Origin of the sequence: Streptomyces sp. SS7 (assembly GCF_037993025.1) — a bacterium.
Classification (GTDB): Bacteria; Actinomycetota; Actinomycetes; order Streptomycetales; family Streptomycetaceae; genus Streptomyces.
In genome coordinates this window covers 1,474,976-1,494,172 of sequence record NZ_CP141223.1, presented here as the reverse complement: position 1 = coordinate 1,494,172, position 19,197 = coordinate 1,474,976, and the positions used below count along the sequence as shown (strand labels likewise).

Sequence of the window (19,197 nt, the reverse complement as noted above, 5' to 3'; positions counted from 1 at the left end):
TTGGTGGAGCGCGTACTCGTCACCGGAAGCAACGGATTCATCGGCTCACACCTGGTCGAGCACCTGGCCGGGCTCGGTCTGTCGGTCCTGGCCGTCGACCACCGGCCACCGCGCTTCGGAGAGCCCTGGCAGCGGCCCGGCGTGCGCACCCTCGACGTCGACCTGCGGACCGACCCGCTCGAGGAGCTGGTTGAAGGACGCGACGTGGTCTTCCACCTCGCCGCACGGCCGGGAGTGCGAGGCTCCTGGGGAGCCGATTTCGGCGACTACCTCTCCGCCAACGTCGCCGCGACCCACCGGCTCGTGAACGCTTGTTTCCACGGCGGCGTACCGCGCCTCGTGTTCGCGTCCTCGTCGAGCGTCTACGGTGAGATCACGGGGCCGAGTTCCGAGGGCGACAATTGCCGGCCGCTGTCGCCGTATGGCGTGACCAAGCTGGCTGCCGAGCAGTTGTGCCTTGCCTACGCGCGCCGTCCCGGCAGCCCGCTCAGCGTGGTCGCGTTGCTACTTCACGGTCTACGGGCCGCGTCAGCGCCCCGACATGGCCTTCTCCCGGATGCTGTTCGCCTGCTACTCGGGCGTGCCGTTCAGGATGTTTGGCGACGGTACGCAGATGCGGGAGTTCACGTACGTCGGCGATGTCGTCGACGCGACGGTGGCGGCGGCGGGGATAGAGGCCCGGGACGAGATCGTGAATGTGAGCGGCGGCGTGAGCGTGTCGTTGCTCGACGTGCTCACGGTGGCGGCCGCGGTCACGGGACGACGCGTTCTGCTGGACGCGTCCGGAGCGCGGCCGGGTGACGCTCGGGCCACCGAGTCTGATCCGTCGCATGCCCGGCGGCTGCTCGGCCACCGGCCCCGGGTGTCCCTCGCAGAGGGCCTGGACCGGCAGGCGCGGTGGCTGCGCGGCCTGGGCCAAGAGCAGCTCAAGGTCTTCGTCGCCGAGGAGGGCCGGTAGTAGCCGTCGGGCCCGAACGGAAGACGGGCCTGATGGCCGGTCGCCGCCCCGTCGACCGTCTTGCCGCTGTCCGGAGTCGAGGCCGCCGAACGCATCGGGCGTAAGCGCCCTACCTCACACCGGGCCGTCGGCGATGCGGGCCGTCGGCCTGATCAGTTCTGGCGGTCCGGGGCCTCGCCTACCAGGTCCCGCCAGTGCCCTGTGATCACCTCGCGCAACGTGTCATGGAACAGCCGGTAGAGCGTCACCCCGTCCTCCTGGTCTGTGGTGAGGTACGCCCCTGCGCGGGATGCGAGCAGCCAGGCGATCTCCTCGTCGCCGTAGGGATGCGAAGGAGAGCGGGAGGACAGGGCGTTGGCGACCACGGGCCAGATGCCTTGCCGCGGCATTCCCCGGCCGTACGCGTAGGCCACGGCGCGGAGCAGTTCCACCGCGACGAGCCGGTCCCCTCGGTCGGGGAAGATCCGGAGCAGGTCATCTTGGAAGATCCCCACGAACCCTTCTGTGAGGACGGCCCGCCATTCCTGGTCGAGCGGGTCCACGGCACGGTCCCGGGCGGCGAGATTCCCGGCGGCCGCGCGGGCCATCAGGTACGACGGTCCGGCGGCGTCGGCGACGGCAAGGGCGACTTGGTCGGCCTGGAACTCCTGCTCGTCGTACGGGGAGTTCTCGTCGCCGAGCAGGATGGCCCGTACGCAGGCGGCGATGTCTTCCCGCCGCAAGTATGGGGGTTCGTCGAGCCGTACGCGCTCGGCGTGCAGCAGTGCTTCGGTACGGTCCGCGAGGGTGTGGGCGGCGGGCTCCGAGTCGGCCGTCTCCGCCCCGCTCGGCGACCGCATGCCGACGATCAGCCGCAGTCGGCGGTGTCTGGTGTGTGGTGGCTCGAGCCGGCCCAGCAGATCCTGGAGGAGGCGGTCCGGGTCGGCGGCCTCGTCGGGCGCATCCACCACCACGGTGACCGGCTCTGACGCGCTGTCGCGCCAGTCCGCCCAGGCTTCGAGCCACTCCTGAGGCGAGGGCGATCCTCCCGGCCGACCAGGGGCGGGAATCGCCAGCGCCGCGAAGATCCGGGCCATGACCTCGGTGCCGCTCAGCCCCGCGGCGTCCACGAACGCGTCCACCTGGTACGAACCGCCATGCGCCGTCAGCTGTGCCAGGGCCGCCGACTTCCCGCTGCCCGCGCATCCCGTCACCACCAGCGCCTGCGGCGGTCCGGCGGCGGCCTGGATCAGCCGGTGCATGAGTGCGCGGCGGCCGAAGGCGTCCTCCTCGTCCTCTTCGTCGTCCTCGTCCCCCGGGAGATCGGAATACGCGGGATGCGGCAGACAGGGATGCGGTCCGTAACGATGGGATCCGAGAGGGTGGAGCCTCCGCCCGAGTCTGCTCTGCACGCCCAGGACGAACTCCTCGACATGGAGCAGAGGGCCGGGCTTGTACGCGTACGGGCGGGCCACGACGTCCTTGAGGAACTCCGAGATGGCCGTGGTCAGCGCGCGGCTGTCCGCCTCCTCGTGACGCGCGGCGCTCGGCAGGATGAGCCACCCGGGGGGAAGTGTGCTCTCTTGTTGGACGAGATCGGCGCTTAGTTTCTCGGCATAGCACTCGTCGACGATGACCAGCAGGTGCTCGATCCCGCTTTCCGCGAGCCAGGCGATGAGCTGACCGGTGCGCTGCGCGGTGCCCTCGTGGCTGCCCTTCATCGTGCGCCGCAGGACACTCCAGTGCGTTTCGTCGGCGACCGTGCCGTGACCGGTGATGTAGACCACCGCGGCGTCTGCCTCACGCCACCGCGCGTGCGGCTCGGGGTTCTGCAGGGCGCGGCTGATGTCCGTCAGGGTCGGGTTGTCGGCGAGGTGCGGGTGGAGGGGTGTGAAGCGCCGTCGGCCCAGCGTCCTCGCGCAGAGCCAGTCCCGCATCACGCGGACCTCGTCGTCCACCGGTAGTTTCTGCGGCTGCCAGCGCGGGTCGTCGTAGTCGGCGGTCGCGATCGCCACGAAGTGGCGTCTGAGGACCGCCTCGTCGGCGTCCCCCGTCACGGGGCCGTCGCCGCGAGGACCTCCCGCACCGCCGCCCCAGTCTCCCGTTTGCCGAGATATCGGGTCACGGAGTGCGCGTCGGCCTGGTTGTCGACCTGCCGGTCGTCCACCTTGGGCCACCAGTCGGCCAGATGCCTGCCGCCGGTCACGGGGTCGCGGGGATCGAGGACGTTCACCCAGGAACGCACCCCCACCGGGAGGCCGTGCACCGCGCCGTAGCGGGGATTGGGCATCCGGGACCGCACCATGCGCAGGCCCAGAGGCGACCCCATCGTCAGCAATAGGTCGAGGCGTCGGCGCCCGTGCCGACGCACGTACTCGAACGCGACAACAGAGCCCAGGGAATGGCCCATCAGCACCCGGCAGTCAGCGGGGACGGCGGCGTCGACGCGGTCGTCCACCTCCTGCTTGAGCGCCGAATCCCCCAGATATCTGCGCACCTGCCGGAAGGCGCCCACGTACAGCAGGGCTGCTCCCGGGCCGTAACGGCGGTCGACGGCACGCAGGACTCTCTGGACGGATGTCGGAACACGCGTGTAGCCCTTGGCCGGTGCCGCCTCGGCGTCCGCGATGTCCTGTGCGCCGACGATGTCCGAGAGGGCGTCGAGGAGTTCCTCCTGGGTGGTGCCGTCGTCCGGGTCCGTGAGCCAGGAGGCGATGTCCTCCGTGTCCGGTCCTGAGCCCTTGCGGGCGGGGCCGTCCGAGGGCTTACGGAGGAACAGGTCGGCGTAGTAGACGAGGTCGAACGCGGGGGCGGCGACCGGCCCGCTGGCCGCCCGCTCGAGTCCGTCCCCGAAGGCGGGACCCCATTCTGCGAGCATCTGTCGGCGGCCGAGTTGTTCCTTGCCTATGCCGTGAATGCCTACGACGGCTGCCATAGGGGTCCTACCTTTCCTTGGCGGATGGTGCGGAAGGAGCGGAACGGCCTCCTCGTCGGCCCGGCCGGTGTCCGGTGGGTTCGGCGGAGAGCGCGGCGAAGTGGTCGCGGAGGTCGAGGTGGCGGAACTGGTAGGCGATGCCAGCACGGCGGAGCAGTCCGGCGTCGTGAGCCTGGGCCAGCACATGTGTCAGGCGGAAAGCTAGCGCGCCCCGGCAGCAGATGAGCAGCGCGATGTGCCGCCGCCAGGCGTCGGCAACGAAGCCGAAGCCGAGCGAGAAGCCGGCTGCGACGGACACCAGGGCGACCTGGAGCGCCGACGCCGAGAGCGGCAGGTACTGCAGCAGGACAGCGGCGATCGCCGCCAGCATGGAGCCCGACACGCAGGCGGTCCGGACGTCGTTGGCGATGAAGTCCTCGAACACGGGGTTGCGGACGTGACCGGGTTCGGCGCCGCCCCGCAGGGCCGCGCGTACCGCGAGCACGAGGGCGAATCCGCCGCCGCCGGTGCCGGCCAGCATGCCTGCGGCCGGGCCGAGCGACCCCAGCGCGAGGCGGGTGGCCAGTCCGAAGACCAGTCCCACGGCTGCAGCAACGGCGGCCAGGACCCGCACGTCCGCCCCCTCTCGTACCGCAAGGGCCGATCCGCTTCCGAAGATCAGCGTGAACATGGCCGCATAGGCGGTGATAAATCCCGGGGCGCCGGTGGCCGAGAGGAGGATCAACATGAGTAGGCCCACCGCCGAGGCGGCCGAGAGCCGTCTGATGCCCGTTGGGGTGCGGAATCTGCCCAGCACGACATTGCGGGGATGCGGCCACCGGGCGAGGCTCGTGTGGGCGGAGTAGGCGGGGAAGAGACCGAGCACGCCGTAGACCACAGCTTTCAGCCAGAAGGACCATGCCATGTGTCCGACGACCCAGAGCACGGCCACGGCGGCTGGCATCCACAGCAGCACGCTGAGCGCGGCGGTGACGTAGCGCGGGGCGCGCGGCCCGCCCACCGGCCACAGTTCGTGCACGACCAGGTCCACACCCGAGAGCGTCTTGCCTTCCTCCATGCCCGGAAGCGTCCTTGCCTCGTCACCGTGGCCGCGCTTGTCGTGGAGGTACGCGGCGAGGGTGACGAGGGTACGGCGAGTGGGGTCGCGGCGGTGGGCGACGGTGGGGCGGCTAAGTAGTTCCTCGACGAACCGCCCCACGCTCACGGGTGGTGTGTCGTCGGACCATCCGGGGGCCGTGAGGTCGGAGAGGTCTCGCGCGTACCCGTCGCCGGACTTCTTGTCGTAGATGATGACCGCCATGGCCAGTCGCCACGGCAGGTTGAGGTATTGGGCGAGGCGGCCGTTGGCGTCCTTCTCCAGATGGGAGAGCACGTCCGCCCAGCGCTCTTCGTCCGCGATGCTCTTGATGTGGCGCTGCACCTGCTTCGGGCTTAGCCGCAGCATCTGGACGGCGACGGTGTCCGTCAGTCGTGCCCCACGACTGACGAGTCGGTCGTGGGTGTCGGTCCTGCAGGTGAGCACGAACGGGATCGGCTTGTCGAAGCGCTCGGCCTCGTTGAGCTGTTCGACCACTTCGGCGGCGCGGGTTGGGAACGGCGTGTGCGGGGGGTCCATCTCGTCGAGGCCGTCCAGCAATGGCAGAACGAGTCCGCGGGTCACCAGGTCCTGTGCCTGGGCCAACGGTATCTGGGTGTCTCGGGAAATCTCCTCCGCCATCCAGGCGGACAGTCTCCGTGAGGTGTCCCACCGTGAGAGTGAGAATCTCCAGGCGACCAGCCCCCCGGACGCGCGCTCGTCCAGCATCTGCAGGAGCAGATGGACGAGGATGACGGTCTTGCCCGATCCGCCCTCGCCGAGGAACATCAGGCGTTCGTTCTCGCAGCCGCGGTAGTAGGAGGCGACTTCGCTCAGTCGGCTGGTGCCGCTTCCCTGCGGATGGCCCGCCGAGTCACGTAACCGCCGGAACAGCAGGTCCATCGGTGCTCCGGTCTCCACCAACTGGCCGAACTGATGCCGCTCACGAGCTGCGCAGATTTCGGCGAGTCTGTCGGCGAGCGCGGGTGCGGAGAGATCCTGTACCTCCCCGGTGGCCGAGAGCACGCGCACGGCGTGCAGAGCGGCCAGTGCGGCCGCCGCGAGGATCGCGGTGGCGGCGCAGACCGGACGTCCGACGTGCTGCGGGCTCCAGCCGTAGAAGGTCTGCGCGAGCAGCGCAGCCAGGGACAGCACCAAGAGACCTGCGACGGCGAACGTCGCGGCGGCTCGGGCGGTGAACGCCTGCCGGTAGTCGTGCACGGCCGGCGCTCCATCCGACGAACGTGAGATTGCACGGACACAACTGGTGCCAGAATATAGCCCCTTGTATGCCAGAGAGAGGGGTCTGCGAAGGTCGGACGGCTTTTACGGATCGAGCCGGTCCGCCTCGCCGGCCGGGGAGGACGCTCATGACGGACGACACCGACGCGCGGGCGCACCGGCGTATCGCCCGGGCCCTCGCGGACACGGTCGCCGGCTCCTCGTCCGAGGCCAGTCCCCACCCCTACATCCGGCGCCATCTTGCCGGTCACGCGGCGGCGGGAGACGTGCTGGACGACGCCCACCTCGCTCCGGCGTTCCTGCCCTGGGAGTCCGGCGCAGCGGTGCGGGGGCTGATGGGGCTTCCGGTGACCGACTCACCACACACGCGGGCACTCGCGGCGTGGGCGGGTGTCGAACCCTTCGTCGGTGACGCCGACCACCGCTCCCGCGCCTCCAGCCTGCACCTGGCCCTCTTCTCGGGTGGGCGGGATTCTCGTCACGCCACGCAGGCGGTGCCCGGCTCACTTGTGCGGCCCCTGTGGTCGGAGTGGGAGCTGCCGGCCAATGTGGTGGCCCGGACCGCCGCAACCGTGCGCGGCCTCGCCCGGGTTCCGATCCCCGGCGGACGGCGGCTCCTGGCCGCCGGGGATGCGGAGGGGACCGTCCGCCTGTGGGACCCCGTGACTGGAGCCGCCGTGGGCGGGCCCATGACCGGGCACGGGGACGGCGTCGACGCCCTGGTGGCGCTCACCCCGCCCGGCGGCCCCGTGCTCCTTGCGTCGGCGGGGCGGGACCACACGGTGCGGGTGTGGGACCCGATGACAGGGGCCGCGGTGTGGGAACTCACCGGCCACGAGGACTGGGTCAACGCGCTCACAGTTTTCCCAGCGCCAGACGGTTTCCCGCTCCTCGCGTCAGGGGACGGGGAGGGCACCATCCGGGTCTGGGATCCGGCGACGGGCGCCGAGGAGGCCGTCATCTGGTCGGCACACGCCGCGCAGGTGCGCGCTCTGACGGCTGTTAAGACGGAGCGGGGGCGCACGCTCCTCGTCTCGGCCGGCCACGACGGCGCGGTGTGCCTGTGGGACCTGGCGAAGGACGCGCCCGTGCGGGAACTGCGCGGCGGCGACGCCCGGATCAACGTGCTCGCCGCCTTCACGGGAGCGGACGGGCGGGCGTTGGTGGCCGCCGGGGACGGCGAGGGCGTCCTGCGCCTCTGGGATCTCGACCGGTCCGACGTGCCGAGGGTCCTCGGAGCCCACGCGGGCAATGACGGCCAAGAAGACCACGAGGCGCACACGGGGCAGATCACTACCCTGAGCGGGTTTGAGAGTGCGGACGGCCGGCTCCTGCTGGCCGTGGGAGACGCCACGGGCGCCATCCGGGTCTGGGACCTGGCCACCGCAACCGCCCGGCACACACGCAGCGGGCATCAGGGCGCCGTCACCGCCCTGGCCGTGCTCACCGGAAGCCGGAACCGCCAACTGCTGGCCACCGCTGGCGACGACCGGACGCTGCGGCTGTGGGATCCGGCCGCCTTCGTGGACGCGCCCGGACCCCACACCCGGCACCGCGACCGGACACAGACTCTCGTGACGGTCACCAGTACCGAGGGCCGCCCGACGGCTGTCCTGGCCGACCGGGACGGCATCGTGGAGGTCCGTGACGCCCGGTCGGGTGCCTTCACCAGCCGGTGGGGCGACCGCGTCCGCGTCCCGGTCACCGCCGCCACGGCCGTGGCGTTCGGAAGGCGCCTCCTCCTCGTCGCCGCGTCGGCGGACCGCCGAGTACGATTCACGGTGGCGACGACAGGCCAGGAAACCACCGTGCCCCTGGCATTGGTGGGGGAGCCCGGGACGACGGTGACCGCGTCGGCGGCGTTTGCCGCCGCGGACGGCAGCCCGCGGTGCGCCCTGGCGGTCAACGACGGCACGGTCCACGTGTGCGATCCATTGGGCGGGACGGCGTACAAGTACCCCTCCGGCCATCTGGCCGCCGTCACTGACATGACCGTCTTCCCCGGGCGCGGCAGGCGCCCCCGCCTCGTGACGGCCGGCCGTGACGGACTGGTCCTGGTCCGGGACGCCCTCACGGGCAGCGACACCGGAAACCGGATGACCGGTCACAAAGGCGCGGTCAACGACGTGGCGGTGTTCCGGGACGACCGGGCAAGAACCCTCCTCGCCACGGCCGGTTCGGACGGAACCGTACGGCTGTGGGACGCGTCGACCGGGGCCGAGGAAGGTGTCATCACCAGCCACGGCGGCGAGGTGAGCGGTGTGGTGGCCTTCACAAGCGCCCGGCAACGGCCCCTGCTCGCCACCGCGGGCGACGACTGTGTCCTGCGGGTGTGGGATCCCGGCACCGGCGAGTGCGTGCTCAGCGTGGTGTGCGGAGCTCCCGTCCAAATCGCCGGCGTGCCGAGCGGCCCGCGCCCCGCCTTGCTGGTGAGTGGTCCGGCCGGCTATCTGTGCTTCGAGATCGACACCGAGTCGCTCTGAGGGGCCAGGTCGTGGAAGCTCAGCGCGGCGTCTATATTCCGCTCCAGCAAAGAGCGCGCTCCGTCGGGAAAGACACCCCAACCGGCGGCGGTCCGGGCGTCCTCGGCGAGCATCAGGACGGCACGTTCGGCCCTGTCACGGGCACCGGTCGCCTCCAGCACAGACTTGATCTCATTCACCTGCGCGTCGGACAAGTCCTCGCGGCCGGCCAGGTCCAGGACCCGCGCCTGCACTGGAGTCGCCGTGGTGCGCGCATACCCGATCAGCATGCTGAGCCGCCGCTCGCGCAGGTCGTTCGGCGGCTTGCTGCGCGCGGTCCCGAAGACGCCCTCGAGGTCATTTTTGAGGATGTAGGCCCTGCCCAGGGGCTCGGCGTACGCGCTCAGCGCGGCCATCAGAGGAGGGTCTCCCCCGGCGAGCGCGCAGCCGATCTGCAAGGGCAGCAGCGCCACATAGCGGCCCTTGAGGGTGACGACCCGCTCGGCGGAGCCCGGCGGACCGGTGTTCCCCTCCTTCGCCGAGACGACCAGGTCGATGTGCTGGGACGCCCACAGGTCGGCGGCTGACCTTCGCCACACGTGCTGTGCGCCACTCACGCACGACGGCTCGACTGCGAGCAGGGCGCGGGCGAACGCGTCCTCCGCCCAGCGCAGCAGGAGGGCTCCCTGCCAGAGCGCCACACCGCGGCCGAACGACCCGGCCCACGGCTCCTCGGCGTGCAGTGAGGCGTACGCAGCCCAAACCGTCGGCTGCCGGCGTCTGTGGTGCGACGAGTCGACGATGTCGTCGTAAATCAGTCCGGCCTCGTGGAAAAACTCGGAGGCGATCGCCGCGAACGCCGGCGCCTGCGACTCCGCGTCTCCTCCCGCCAGCAGCCAGCCCAGATAGGTGAGAACCGGGCGCGCGGGAAGCCGGTGCACCGGCAGTTCCTCGATGACGGCCATGAGGGAAGAACGGGCCGGCTCGGGCAAGTCCGCCGCCAATTCCCGGTGTTCGTCGAGGATCCGCGACCTCAGCGGTACCACTGTCGACGCGTAGTAGTCCATGATCTGCCCGGCGTCCACGTTGCTGTCTCCCCCGTCGCGACGCACCAGCGCCGAAGGGCGCGTCGGCGCCGTCCGCCGTCCCGGGCGTCAGCGTAGTGCGCCGTGCGCGAAATGGTCCCGAAGTTCGAGATGGCGGAACTGGTAGGCGATTCCCGCCCGTCGCAGGAGACCGGAGCGGTAGGAGTGCTCCAAGGCGGCGCCCAGTCGGACCGGAAGGCGCCCGCGCGCCAGAAGGAGCATGGCGACATGCCTCCGCCAGGTGTCGGCGACCGCGCCCAGGCCCACGGACAGGCCAACCCCTCCAGCCGCCACGGCGATCTGCAGCAGTGAGGCCCCCAGCCCGGGCAGGAGCGCGAGCATGGCCGCGGTGATCGCCGCGGTCAGTATGCCCGAGACCAGTCCGGTGCGCAGGTCGTTGCTCACGAATTCACCGAAGACGGGATTGCGCACGTGCCCGGGCGTCGCCTCCGGCAAGCGCAACGCGGCCGCCACGGCGGCGAAGAGGGCTAGCCCCGCCCCGGCGGTGCCGAACAGCAGTCCGCCAGCCGCACCGAGGAAGCCGACCAGCACTCGCCCCAGCAGCCCCAGGAGCAGACCCGTCGTTGTGCCGGTCAGAACGAGCAGTCGGCTGTCCGCGGTGTCCCGTACGGCCAGCGCGATCCCGGCGCCAAACACCACCGCGAACGAGATCGCGAACGCCACGGTGTAGTCGGGCCGCCCGGTGGCCGCCAGCACAACGCCCAATGCGAGGGCGCCGGGGAGGGTCATCGCCAGCCGCGCCCGACCGGCCCTGGTGCGCAGCCGGCCGAGCACGATCCGTTTAGGATGCGGCCACCAGGCGAGGCTGGACCACAGGGAGCGCAGCGGCAGCAGGGACGCCGCGACGGCTATGCCCGCGTCGAGCGCCGAGGGCCAGTTCATCCGTCCCAGGACCCACCAGACGACGAATGCTGCGGGCGTCCACAGCACCATGCTCAGGGCGGCGCTCAGCCAGCGGGCAGAACGTGATCCCGTGATCGGCCACAGCCGGTGAACGACGATGTCCACATGGGGTAGCGGTTCACCGCCGGCCCGGCGCTGCAACGCCTGGTTGTCCACTAGGTAGGCGGCGAGCTCGCTCAGCATTCTGCGGATCCGGCGAGCTTCGCTCTCGTCCGAGCCGCCGGCGCGCAGCAAGGAGGCTGCGTACATGGACACCGGCCCGGCGTCCGTCGGGGCCGACTGTGTCCGGATCAGATCTGAAGGGTCCCGCAGATGGCCCCCGTTGTCGTCCCGTTCCTCGTACAGGGCTGTTACTACGGCCAGGTGCCACGGGACGGACAGCTGTCGGGCCAGCCTGCCGTAAGGGCGTTGCTCCAGCTCGTCAAGTACCTCGTGCCATCGTTCGTGTCCCGGAAGGCCGTCGACGCACTGGCGGATCCGCTCGGTGTCGAGCGCCGACATGACGACGGCGGGCGTGGCCGGATGACCGTCCGACGCGGCCAGTATCTGGTGAACACCGTCCCGGCAGGCCGTCACGAAGGGAGCCAACTGGCCCTCTCGCGTCCGTTCATGGAGAGCGCGCCATGCGGCCGCGGCCCGGCACGGGTGTTCCGCGTCCGAAGGATCCATCTCGTCCAGGCCATCGAGCACCGGCAGGATCATCCCCTCCGAGACGAGCAGATCGGCCTGGCCGAAGGACAGACCGCTGTCCCTGGCCAACTCCCTCGTCATCCACCGGTCCAGGCCCTCTCCAACGTCCCAGCCAGCGGCGGAGAGCCGGTAGGGCACCGCCTCGCCTGGCTGGCGAAGGTCCAGCAGCCCGAGGGCCATGCGGATGAGAAGTACGGTCTTGCCCGTTCCGCCCCCGCCCACCACGACCAGACGGGCGTCTGCGGTCCGCCGGTAGAAGTCAGCGATGCCGGCGCTGGGCGTCGTTTCGGGATCGGACACGTCCTGTCCCGGCACCGCGAGTGGCCGGAAGCCCACGTCCATGGCGGGACTGCGGTGGATTAGTTGACGCAGTTGCTCGGTCTCCCGCCGCAGTACGCTCGGGGCGAAGGCGTCCGTCAGCGCGCGTGCGTCGTCCCGCCACCCGGTCCTCATGACACACACCTCATCAACCCGGCGATGCTGTCCCCTTCACCGTAGTGGCGTTCGGGGCCGGTGGATCCGTAAGCGCCCGCGAACAGAGGGGGAACAGCGGGCGACCCTCACCGCGCTTCCGGTCAACGGTGCTCAAACCCCTGCGGGGCGATGGTGAGCGCGGGATGATTGTCCCCGCGGTCGTTGTCTCTTGACAGAGGTCGGGAACTGGTGCCAGGGGGATTGTCCGATTGACCTTGCGTGCAGCGACAAGTGCCCGGCTGCTTGTCAATGCCGGTCACGAGTTGACGGAGAGTCAACGCATTGTCAGCCCATCCTGGCCAGGTTGAGCACTGGTTCGGGCGAAGCCATCCGGCTGTGGTCGGGACGAGCCGCTGTGCCGGGATCGATGGGACGGTGGTGCAGTGACATCCCGGACGGGGTCTGACTCATGAGATCTATGACCGAAGTGTCCAGGCACGGGCTTGTCGACTGCCGTTGTGGGATGGCGCCTGCTGGTACCGAGCCACAGGGCGTGTCCCTATAGGGGCCTTGCCGAGTTCAGGCGCCATCACGGTTCAGACCGCCCGAGCAGGCCGGTGCTATTCACCCTAGCCAGCACGTCACTACGTGGGAGGCGAACCATCATGACGACCAGACAGCGCAGCACCTCCTCGAGCACGGATCCGCCCGTTCGGCGCGAGGTCGTCCTGGGCGTGGACACGCACGGCGAGGTGCATGATGCCGCCGTGATCTCCCCGCTCGGGAAGATCCTGGGAACGGAGTCCTTTCCCGCGACGGCGGCCGGCTATCGGCAGCTGCTCGTGTGGGCCCGCAAGCTGGGTACGGTGCGCCGGGCCGGTGTGGAGGGCACGGGCACCTTCGGCGCGGGCCTGTCCCGCTACCTGCTGGCGCAGCAGGTCAAGGTCTACGAAGTGAACCGGCCCGATCGCTCAGCCCGCCGGCTGCTGGGGAAGTCGGACCCGCTCGACGCTCAGGCCGCCGCGCGGGCCGTGCTCAGCGGTCGTGCCCGGGCCCGGGCCAAGTCCGGCGACAGTCCGGTGCACAGTGCCCGGTTGTTAAGCTCGCCAAGGACTCCGCGGTCAGGGCCCGCACCCAGGCGATCAACCAGCTCAAAGCCGTTCTGGTCATTGCCGACCCCGCCCTACGGGAACAGCTGTCCAGCCTGGGCAATCGCGAGCTGTTCCGAACCTGCGCACGCCTCGGCCTACCCGGCGGTGGGGGAGACGAGGACGCGGTGGCCCAGGCCACCCACATGACGTTGCGCATGCTCGCCGAGCGCATCGAGCAGCTCACCGCTCAGATCAATGAGCTGAAGCAACGCCTGACCCGGCTCGTCGAACGCCACGCCCCGCAGCTGCTCATACCGGTGGGTATCGGTCCGGACAGCGCCGTCACTCTCCTGATCACCATGGGAGACAATTCCGAGCGACTGAACACCGAGGCATCGTTTGCTGCCCTTTGCGGAGTCAGCCCCATCGAGTACTCATCCGGTCGGCGCAGCACGCGCCGGCTCAACCACGGCGGCGACCGACAGGCCAACGCCGCTCTGCACCGCATCGTCTTCACTCGCCTGCGCCACGACCCACGCACCCAGGCGTACTACGAACGCCGCACCCAGGAGGGCAAGACCCGACGTGAGATCGTGCGATGCCTCAAGCGATATGCGGCCCGCGAGGTCTTCAACCTGGTCAGACCGATTTCCCGCACCCCTGCGTTATAGGGGCGTCCGTGATACGTGAGAGGGTCTGAGGCGTGAGTGAGACACCGTCGAACACCCTGCAATACCGCTTTGACGGGCCAGAAGAGGCTCCCGTCCTGATCCTGGGCCCCTCACTGGGTACCACCTGGCACATGTGGGACCGGCAGGTCCCCGAACTGGCCCAGCAGTGGCGGATCTTCCGGTACGACCTGCCCGGTCACGGTGGCGCCCCGGCCTATCCGGCCGGTTCCGTGTCCGATCTCGCCGAGCGGCTGCTCGCCACCCTCGACGGGCTCGGGGTGCAGCGCTTCGGCTACGCGGGCTGCGCCTTCGGCGGCGCGGTCGGCGTGGAACTGGCCCTGCGCCACCCGGAACGGGTCGCCTCGCTGGGGCTGATCGCCGCCTCGCCGAGGTTCGGCACCGCGGACGAGTTCCGCCAGCGCGGGGTGATCGTGCGGACGAACGGGCTCGACCCCATCGCCCGCACCTCGCCCGACCGCTGGTTCACGGCCGGTTTCGCGGCGGCACAGCCCGCCATCACCGAGTGGGCCGTGCAGATGGTGCGCACCACCGACCCCGGCTGCTACATCGCGGCGTGCGAGGCGCTCGCCGCGTTCGACGTCCGCGCCGAACTCGGCCGGATCGGCGTCCCCACGCTCGTGCTCGTCGGCTCCGACGACCAGGTGACCGGGCCCGCCGAGGCGCGCACCCTGGTCGCCGGCATCCCCGACGCCCGCCTGGCCGTCGTACCCGGTGCCTCCCATCTGGTCCCGGTGGAGCAGCCCGCCGCCGTCACCGACCTGCTGGTGCGGCACTTCTCCACGGCCTGGCAGCCCGTCTACGAGTCCACGACCGGGCAGACGGCCGTGCCGGGCATCCCCGTCCGCGCGGTGACGACCCAGATCCCGCTCCCCACCGCGGGCCCGCCGCCGCAGCCGGTGGCCATCGCCGAGATCGCGCCCGCCCCGCTCGAGGAGCCGGCGCAGGTGATGGGCCGTCCGGACCCGTACGACACCGGTCTGAAGGTGCGCCGCGAGGTCCTCGGGGACGCGCACGTGGACCGCGCGCTGTCCCAGGCCGACGACTTCTCGGGGGACTTCCAGGAGTTCATCACCCGCTACGCCTGGGGCGAGATCTGGGACCGCCCCGGCCTCGACCGGCGGTCGCGCTCCTGTGTCACGCTGACCGCGCTGGTGGCCGGCGGTCACCTCGACGAACTCGCGTTCCACACCCGGGCCGCCCTGCGCAACGGCCTCACCCCCGACGAGATCAAGGAGGTGCTGCTGATGGCGGCGGTGTACTGCGGGGTACCGGCGGCCAACAGCGCCTTCCGGGTGGCCCAGCAGATCATCCGCGAGGAGACCACCCCGGTCGACTGAGCCGCGCCGCCCGCACCGCAGGAGGACGGACCGCGGACGGGGGAGGATGGATGCCATGACGAGCATGACGACCATGAAGCTCACGAAGAAGGCCCACTCCTGCGTCCGTCTGGAGAAGGACGGACGCACCCTCGTCCTCGACCCGGGCGGGTTCAGCGAGGCGGACGCGGCCGTGGGTGCCGAGGCGATCCTGGTCACGCACGAGCACCCGGACCACTTCGACGAGGGGCGGCTGCGGGCGGCCCTGGAGGCGGACCCGGCCACCGAGATCTGGACCCTGCGCGCGGTCGCGGAGAAGATCTCGGCGGCCTTCCCGGGCCGCGTGCACACCGTCGGCCAGGGCGACACCTTCAGCGCGGCCGGCTTCGACGTCGAGGTCCACGGCGAACTGCACGCCGTCATCCACCCGGACATCCCGCGCATCACCAACGTCGGCTACCTGATCGACGACGGCCGCGTCTTCCACCCCGGCGACGCCCTCACCGTCCCCGACCGCTCCGTGGACACGCTGATGCTCCCGGTGATGGCTCCCTGGAGCAAGATCTCCGAGGTCATCGACTACGTCCGCGAGGTGGGGCCGCGGCGCGCCTACGACATCCACGACGCCCTGCTCACCGACCTCGCCCGCCCGATCTACGACAACCAGATCGGCGCCCTCGGCGGCGCGCCGCACGCGCGCCTGGCGGCCGGGGAGAGCACGGCACTGTGAGTGTCGGTGGGGCCCGGTAGGTTGGGGGACATGCGCATCGCGACCTGGAACGTCAACTCGATCACCGCCCGCCTGCCGCGGCTGCTGGCCTGGCTGGAGAGCAGCGGCACGGACGTGCTGTGCCTCCAGGAGGCCAAGCTGGCCGAGGAGCAGTTCCCCTTCGACCAGTTGCGCGAGCTGGGCTACGAGGCGACGGTCAACGCCACCGGCCGGTGGAACGGCGTGGCGGTGATCTCCCGGGTGGGCATCGAGGACGTCGTCAAGGGCCTGCCGGGCGACCCGGGCTACGAGGGCTCGGTCGAGCCCCGGGCGATCTCCGCGACCTGCGGCCCGGTCCGCGTCTGGTCGGTGTACGTGCCGAACGGCCGCGAGGTGGACCACCCGCACTACGCCTACAAGCTCCAGTGGTTCGAGGCCCTGAAGGCGGCCGTCGCGGGCGACGCGGCGGGCGGCCGCCCGTTCGCCGTCCTCGGCGACTACAACGTGGCGCCGACGGACGACGACGTGTACGACCTGGCCGCCTTCGAGGGCCTCACCCATGTCACGCCGGCCGAGCGCGCCGCCCTCGCCGCCCTGCGCGAGGCCGGTCTGTCCGACGTGGTCCCGAGGCCCCTGAAGTACGACCACCCGTTCACGTACTGGGACTACCGCCAGCTGTGCTTCCCCAAGAACCGCGGTATGCGCATCGACCTGGTCTACGGCAACGAACCGTTCGCGAAGGCCGTCAAGGACTCCTACGTCGACCGCGAGGAGCGCAAGGGCAAGGGCGCCTCCGACCACGCGCCGGTCGTCGTCGACCTCGACGTCTAGTGCCGTGACCGGAAAGGTTCACCGGCTCGCGACGCCCGGCACGGCACCTCGCCGCGTTGTCGCATCACCCGAGTACATCCAGTACGCGGGCGACGCTCCGCCTTGCGATGCACCGCACCGGACGCCGCGAGCTTCCCGGCAAACCTTCCCGGTCACGGCACTAGGCCGCACGGTCCGGGCCGGACGGTCCGGGCCGGACGGTTCATCCCCCCGTCCGGCGCTCACAGCAGCCGCAGGTCGACCGCCTCGGCGAGCGCCGCGTAGCCCGCGTCCCCGGGGTGCAGATGGTCGCCGCTGTCGTACGCGGTGAGCATGCGCTCCGGGGCGGCCGGGTCGCGCAGGGCGCGGTCGAGGTCGAGGACGGCGTGGAAGGCGCCGGTGGTCCGGATCCAGGCGTTCAGCGCGGCCCGTTCGGCCTCCACGGCAGGCGTGCAGAGCGCGGAGCCCCCGCAGGGCGGCAGCGTCGCGCCGAGCACCCGCAGCCCGTGCGCCCGCGCCCGGCCGGCGATCTCCCGCAGCCCGGCGGCCACCTCGGCGGCCGCCGTCCCGTCCCGCAGATCGTTGACGCCCTCGAACACGACCAGCGTGCGGACCGCGGTCTGCGCGAGGACGTCCCGGTCCAGCCGGTGCGGGGCGGCGACCCCGCCGCCCACCCGGGCGATCCCGTCGCCCGGGTACCGGTCGGCCGCCACCCGGTTCGACGCGATCCCCGCGTTGAGGACGCCGTAGCGCGGGAGGGCGTCCTGCCGGCGCAGCCGCGCCGCGAGGGCGTCCGGCCAGCGCCGGTTGGCCCCCACCGTGGAGCGGTCGCCGTCGGTGATCGAGTCCCCGAGCACCACCACCGCGCCGGGCCCGCCGCCCACGTCCACCCCGGTCAGCAGCGGCCAGGTCCCGATCGTGGCGGGGTACGCCGTCCCGTCCGCGTCCGCCGTGTGGTCGCCCGGCCCGCTCAGGTACGACCGCTGCACCGCGAGTCCGTGCCAGGGCAGCGAGGTCACCGTGCCGGGCAGATGGAAGCTCACCAGCAGATCCGTGTCCGCGGGCACGGCGAAGGGCAGCGGGTCGCTGACCGCCTGCGCCCCCGCGGGCACCGCGATGCCCGGCGCGCCGTCGAAGGACAGCGGCACCGGGGCCGAGCGCGGCGCCGCGCCCGCCGACCGGACCGCCACCGTCGCCGTCCCGATCCGCACCGGCACCGGGGCGAACGCGTTGTCGAAGCGCAGCCGTACCCGGGGCCCTCCGGCCGAGGTGTGCACCACCAGACGCAGGGTGCGGTCGGTCCACGGGCCCACCGCCGCCAGGGCGGAGGGCGCGGCCGCCCAGGTGCCGGTCCAGTCCGCCGGCGCGGGACGCACGGCCAGCGCGAACACATGCAGCCGCGGCGCGCGGGGCAGCCGTACCGAGACCACCTCGCGCCCCCGCGCCAGCGGGACCGTCACCACGTACAGCCGGGGCCGCTCGGCGACGGGCCCGCTGGGGGTGCCCAGGTACGGCAGCGCAAGGGCCCGGGTGGCGAGCGGGCCGGTGCGCCAGTCGGGGGCGGCCAGCGCGAAGGGCGAGTGCGTGCCGTCGGCGTAGGTGACGCTGCCCCGGCCGCCCGCCGTCCCGCCGCCGGTGCTCGTGACGAGGAAGGCGAGGGCGCCGCCGTGCCCCTCGGCCCGTACGGTCTGCCCCGCGGCGCGGACGTTGTCGGGGGAGCCCGGCGGGCGCAGGGGCGGCCAGGCCAGCCGGGCGCCGTGCACGGTCGGCGCGCGCCCCGGGAGCCAGCCCGCGGCGGCGAGGGCGGCGGCCGGCAGATGGTTGCCCGCGCCGTCGAGGTCCGCGGTGGAGCTGTTGTCGTAGGACGCGTCGAGCGCGGGTGGCGGGGGTGGGGCGGCGGCCCGCGCGGGCGCGAGGAACAGCCCGGACCCGACGAGGGCCAGGGCGACCCCCCACGCACTTCGGCGCACGAACCGATCCCTCCCGCACACCCGACGGCCGGCAGCGCCTCGCGAGCCGGTGAACCTCTCCGGTCACAGCACTAGGCAGCGGGCGGGCCCCGGTCAACGCGCCATGCGGGCGCGGGCCGGGGTTTCGACCGTACGTACGCGCCCGCGCGCCTGTGGTGCGTACGCCGGTGCGAATGACACGCTGGACGTATGTACATCCCTTTCCTGGGCAACAAGCGCAAGAAGCACGGCGAAGCGGTCCTGGCCGCCGACCCCGAGGGGGTCGCGGAACTCCTCTCCGAATGCGAGCTGCTGCGTTCCCAGGCGGCCCGGGCGGGGATCGGACTGGACGACACCGTCGCCTCGTTGGAGGCGCTCGACCAGATGGTGCCGCGCTGGCGCGACGACGAGGAGACCCTGCTCTGGCTCGGCAACGACGCCGGGCTCTATCTGGGCACCGTCATCGTGCGGACCGTGCCCGGCGCCGCCTGGGAGTTCCGGGCGGACGGGCAGCCCGTCGTACGGCTGGCCTCGGGGCGGGAGTTCGACGTCGTGGAGTGCGGGCACGAGTGGGCGGCGAACGGAGTGCCCGAACTGTCCCAGCTCTACGGCGAGGTGGCCGAGGCCTGAGCTCCCGGGCCGACCGGGGGAGCCCGACGTAAATACGGCTTATGTCCCGGGGGTGCGTGTCGTGTCCCGGGGTGGTGCCGCCCTGGATAGTTTCCTCCAAGATTCTCAAGCACTGAAGGGGGCGACTAGGATGGGCCGTTCATCCCCCAGAACCGGGGTCGCGACCGCCGCGGCGGCAGAACCGGGGACGCTGCTGCCAGGTGGTGGGGGACTCTCCGCGGCAATCCGGCCGTAGG

General features: G+C 71.5%; 14 protein-coding genes and 1 pseudogene. 9 read left to right on the top strand and 6 right to left on the bottom strand.

The window, feature by feature from the left end; genetic code table 11:
- Positions 1-3: 3 nt before the first annotated feature.
- Together U5640_RS06705 and U5640_RS06700 are read left to right on the top strand one after the other, a co-directional pair.
- Positions 4-438 (top strand): annotated as a pseudogene (locus U5640_RS06705) (NAD(P)-dependent oxidoreductase); the annotation flags it as partial.
- A 103-nt stretch (positions 439-541) separates the two neighbouring features.
- A complete protein-coding gene (locus U5640_RS06700) occupies positions 542-958 on the top strand; it encodes a GDP-mannose 4,6-dehydratase (RefSeq protein WP_340374868.1) in 417 nt (138 codons plus the stop codon).
- A gap of 152 nt (positions 959-1,110) precedes the next feature.
- Here the strand turns inward: U5640_RS06700 and U5640_RS06695 are convergent, their stop codons facing one another.
- Genes U5640_RS06695 through U5640_RS06685 form a run of 3 tightly spaced genes read right to left on the bottom strand, consistent with a single transcriptional unit; the run spans position 1,111 to position 6,168 of the window.
- Entirely contained in the window at positions 1,111-2,994 is a 1,884-nt protein-coding gene (locus U5640_RS06695; RefSeq protein ID WP_340374867.1) for an ATP-binding protein, read from the bottom strand.
- A complete protein-coding gene (locus U5640_RS06690; RefSeq protein WP_340374866.1) occupies positions 2,991-3,872 on the bottom strand; it encodes a hypothetical protein in 882 nt (293 codons plus the stop codon). The genes U5640_RS06695 and U5640_RS06690 overlap by 4 nt, the downstream gene beginning before the upstream one ends.
- A gap of 7 nt (positions 3,873-3,879) precedes the next feature.
- Positions 3,880-6,168: a hypothetical protein gene (locus U5640_RS06685; RefSeq protein WP_340374865.1), complete on the bottom strand. Its 2,289-nt coding sequence runs from the start codon at positions 6,166-6,168 to the stop codon at positions 3,880-3,882.
- A 149-nt stretch (positions 6,169-6,317) separates the two neighbouring features.
- Between U5640_RS06685 and U5640_RS06680 the strand changes: the two genes are divergently transcribed.
- Positions 6,318-8,672, top strand: a complete 2,355-nt coding sequence (locus U5640_RS06680) for a WD40 repeat domain-containing protein (RefSeq protein ID WP_340374864.1) — start codon at positions 6,318-6,320, stop codon at positions 8,670-8,672.
- Here U5640_RS06680 and U5640_RS06675 read toward each other — a convergent pair.
- The gene (locus U5640_RS06675) at positions 8,636-9,736 is read right to left on the bottom strand and encodes a polyprenyl synthetase family protein (protein WP_340374863.1); all 1,101 of its coding nucleotides are present in this window, start codon (positions 9,734-9,736) and stop codon (positions 8,636-8,638) included. The two genes, U5640_RS06680 and U5640_RS06675, sit on opposite strands and share 37 nt — an antisense overlap.
- A 69-nt stretch (positions 9,737-9,805) precedes the next feature.
- A complete protein-coding gene (locus tag U5640_RS06670) occupies positions 9,806-11,803 on the bottom strand; it encodes a hypothetical protein (protein ID WP_340374862.1) in 1,998 nt (665 codons plus the stop codon).
- Positions 11,804-12,429: 626 nt separating this feature from the next.
- On the opposite strand from U5640_RS06670, the gene U5640_RS06665 reads away from it, so the two are divergent.
- From U5640_RS06665 to U5640_RS06645, 5 genes are all read left to right on the top strand, one after another.
- Positions 12,430-13,062: a transposase gene (locus U5640_RS06665; RefSeq protein WP_340374861.1), complete on the top strand. Its 633-nt coding sequence runs from the start codon at positions 12,430-12,432 to the stop codon at positions 13,060-13,062.
- Entirely contained in the window at positions 13,041-13,526 is a 486-nt protein-coding gene (locus U5640_RS06660) for a transposase (RefSeq protein WP_340374860.1), read from the top strand. Before U5640_RS06665 ends, U5640_RS06660 begins: the two co-directional genes overlap by 22 nt.
- A gap of 32 nt (positions 13,527-13,558) precedes the next feature.
- A complete protein-coding gene (gene pcaC, locus U5640_RS06655; protein WP_340374859.1) occupies positions 13,559-14,884 on the top strand; it encodes a 4-carboxymuconolactone decarboxylase in 1,326 nt (441 codons plus the stop codon).
- A 73-nt stretch (positions 14,885-14,957) separates the two neighbouring features.
- Positions 14,958-15,593 (top strand): MBL fold metallo-hydrolase, encoded by a 636-nt coding sequence (locus U5640_RS06650; protein WP_340384976.1) that lies wholly within the window; start codon positions 14,958-14,960, stop codon positions 15,591-15,593.
- A 30-nt stretch (positions 15,594-15,623) separates the two neighbouring features.
- Positions 15,624-16,403, top strand: coding sequence for an exodeoxyribonuclease III (locus U5640_RS06645; protein ID WP_340374858.1), 780 nt, complete (start codon positions 15,624-15,626; stop codon positions 16,401-16,403).
- Between the two features lie 221 nt (positions 16,404-16,624).
- Here U5640_RS06645 and U5640_RS06640 read toward each other — a convergent pair whose 3' ends face one another.
- Positions 16,625-18,352, bottom strand: coding sequence for an SGNH/GDSL hydrolase family protein (locus U5640_RS06640; RefSeq protein ID WP_340374857.1), 1,728 nt, complete (start codon positions 18,350-18,352; stop codon positions 16,625-16,627).
- A gap of 189 nt (positions 18,353-18,541) precedes the next feature.
- Here U5640_RS06640 and U5640_RS06635 point away from each other — a divergent pair, with 189 nt between their 5' ends.
- On the top strand, positions 18,542-18,961 hold the full coding sequence (locus U5640_RS06635; protein WP_340374856.1) for a DUF6278 family protein: 420 nt from the start codon (positions 18,542-18,544) through the stop codon (positions 18,959-18,961).
- The last annotated feature ends 236 nt before the right edge of the window (positions 18,962-19,197 follow it).

Excerpts from the sequence above, each read along its gene's own strand:
- U5640_RS06700 (WP_340374868.1), top strand. The coding sequence starts at position 542 with ATGGCCTTCTCCCGGATGCTGTTCGCCTGCTACTCGGGCGTGCCGTTC.
- U5640_RS06690 (WP_340374866.1), bottom strand. The coding sequence starts at position 3,872 with ATGGCAGCCGTCGTAGGCATTCACGGCATAGGCAAGGAACAACTCGGC.
- U5640_RS06680 (WP_340374864.1), top strand. The coding sequence starts at position 6,318 with ATGACGGACGACACCGACGCGCGGGCGCACCGGCGTATCGCCCGGGCC.
- U5640_RS06670 (WP_340374862.1), bottom strand. The coding sequence starts at position 11,803 with ATGAGGACCGGGTGGCGGGACGACGCACGCGCGCTGACGGACGCCTTC.
- U5640_RS06665 (WP_340374861.1), top strand. The coding sequence starts at position 12,430 with ATGACGACCAGACAGCGCAGCACCTCCTCGAGCACGGATCCGCCCGTT.
- U5640_RS06650 (WP_340384976.1), top strand. The coding sequence starts at position 14,958 with ATGAAGCTCACGAAGAAGGCCCACTCCTGCGTCCGTCTGGAGAAGGAC.
- U5640_RS06645 (WP_340374858.1), top strand. The coding sequence starts at position 15,624 with ATGCGCATCGCGACCTGGAACGTCAACTCGATCACCGCCCGCCTGCCG.
- U5640_RS06635 (WP_340374856.1), top strand. The coding sequence starts at position 18,542 with ATGTACATCCCTTTCCTGGGCAACAAGCGCAAGAAGCACGGCGAAGCG.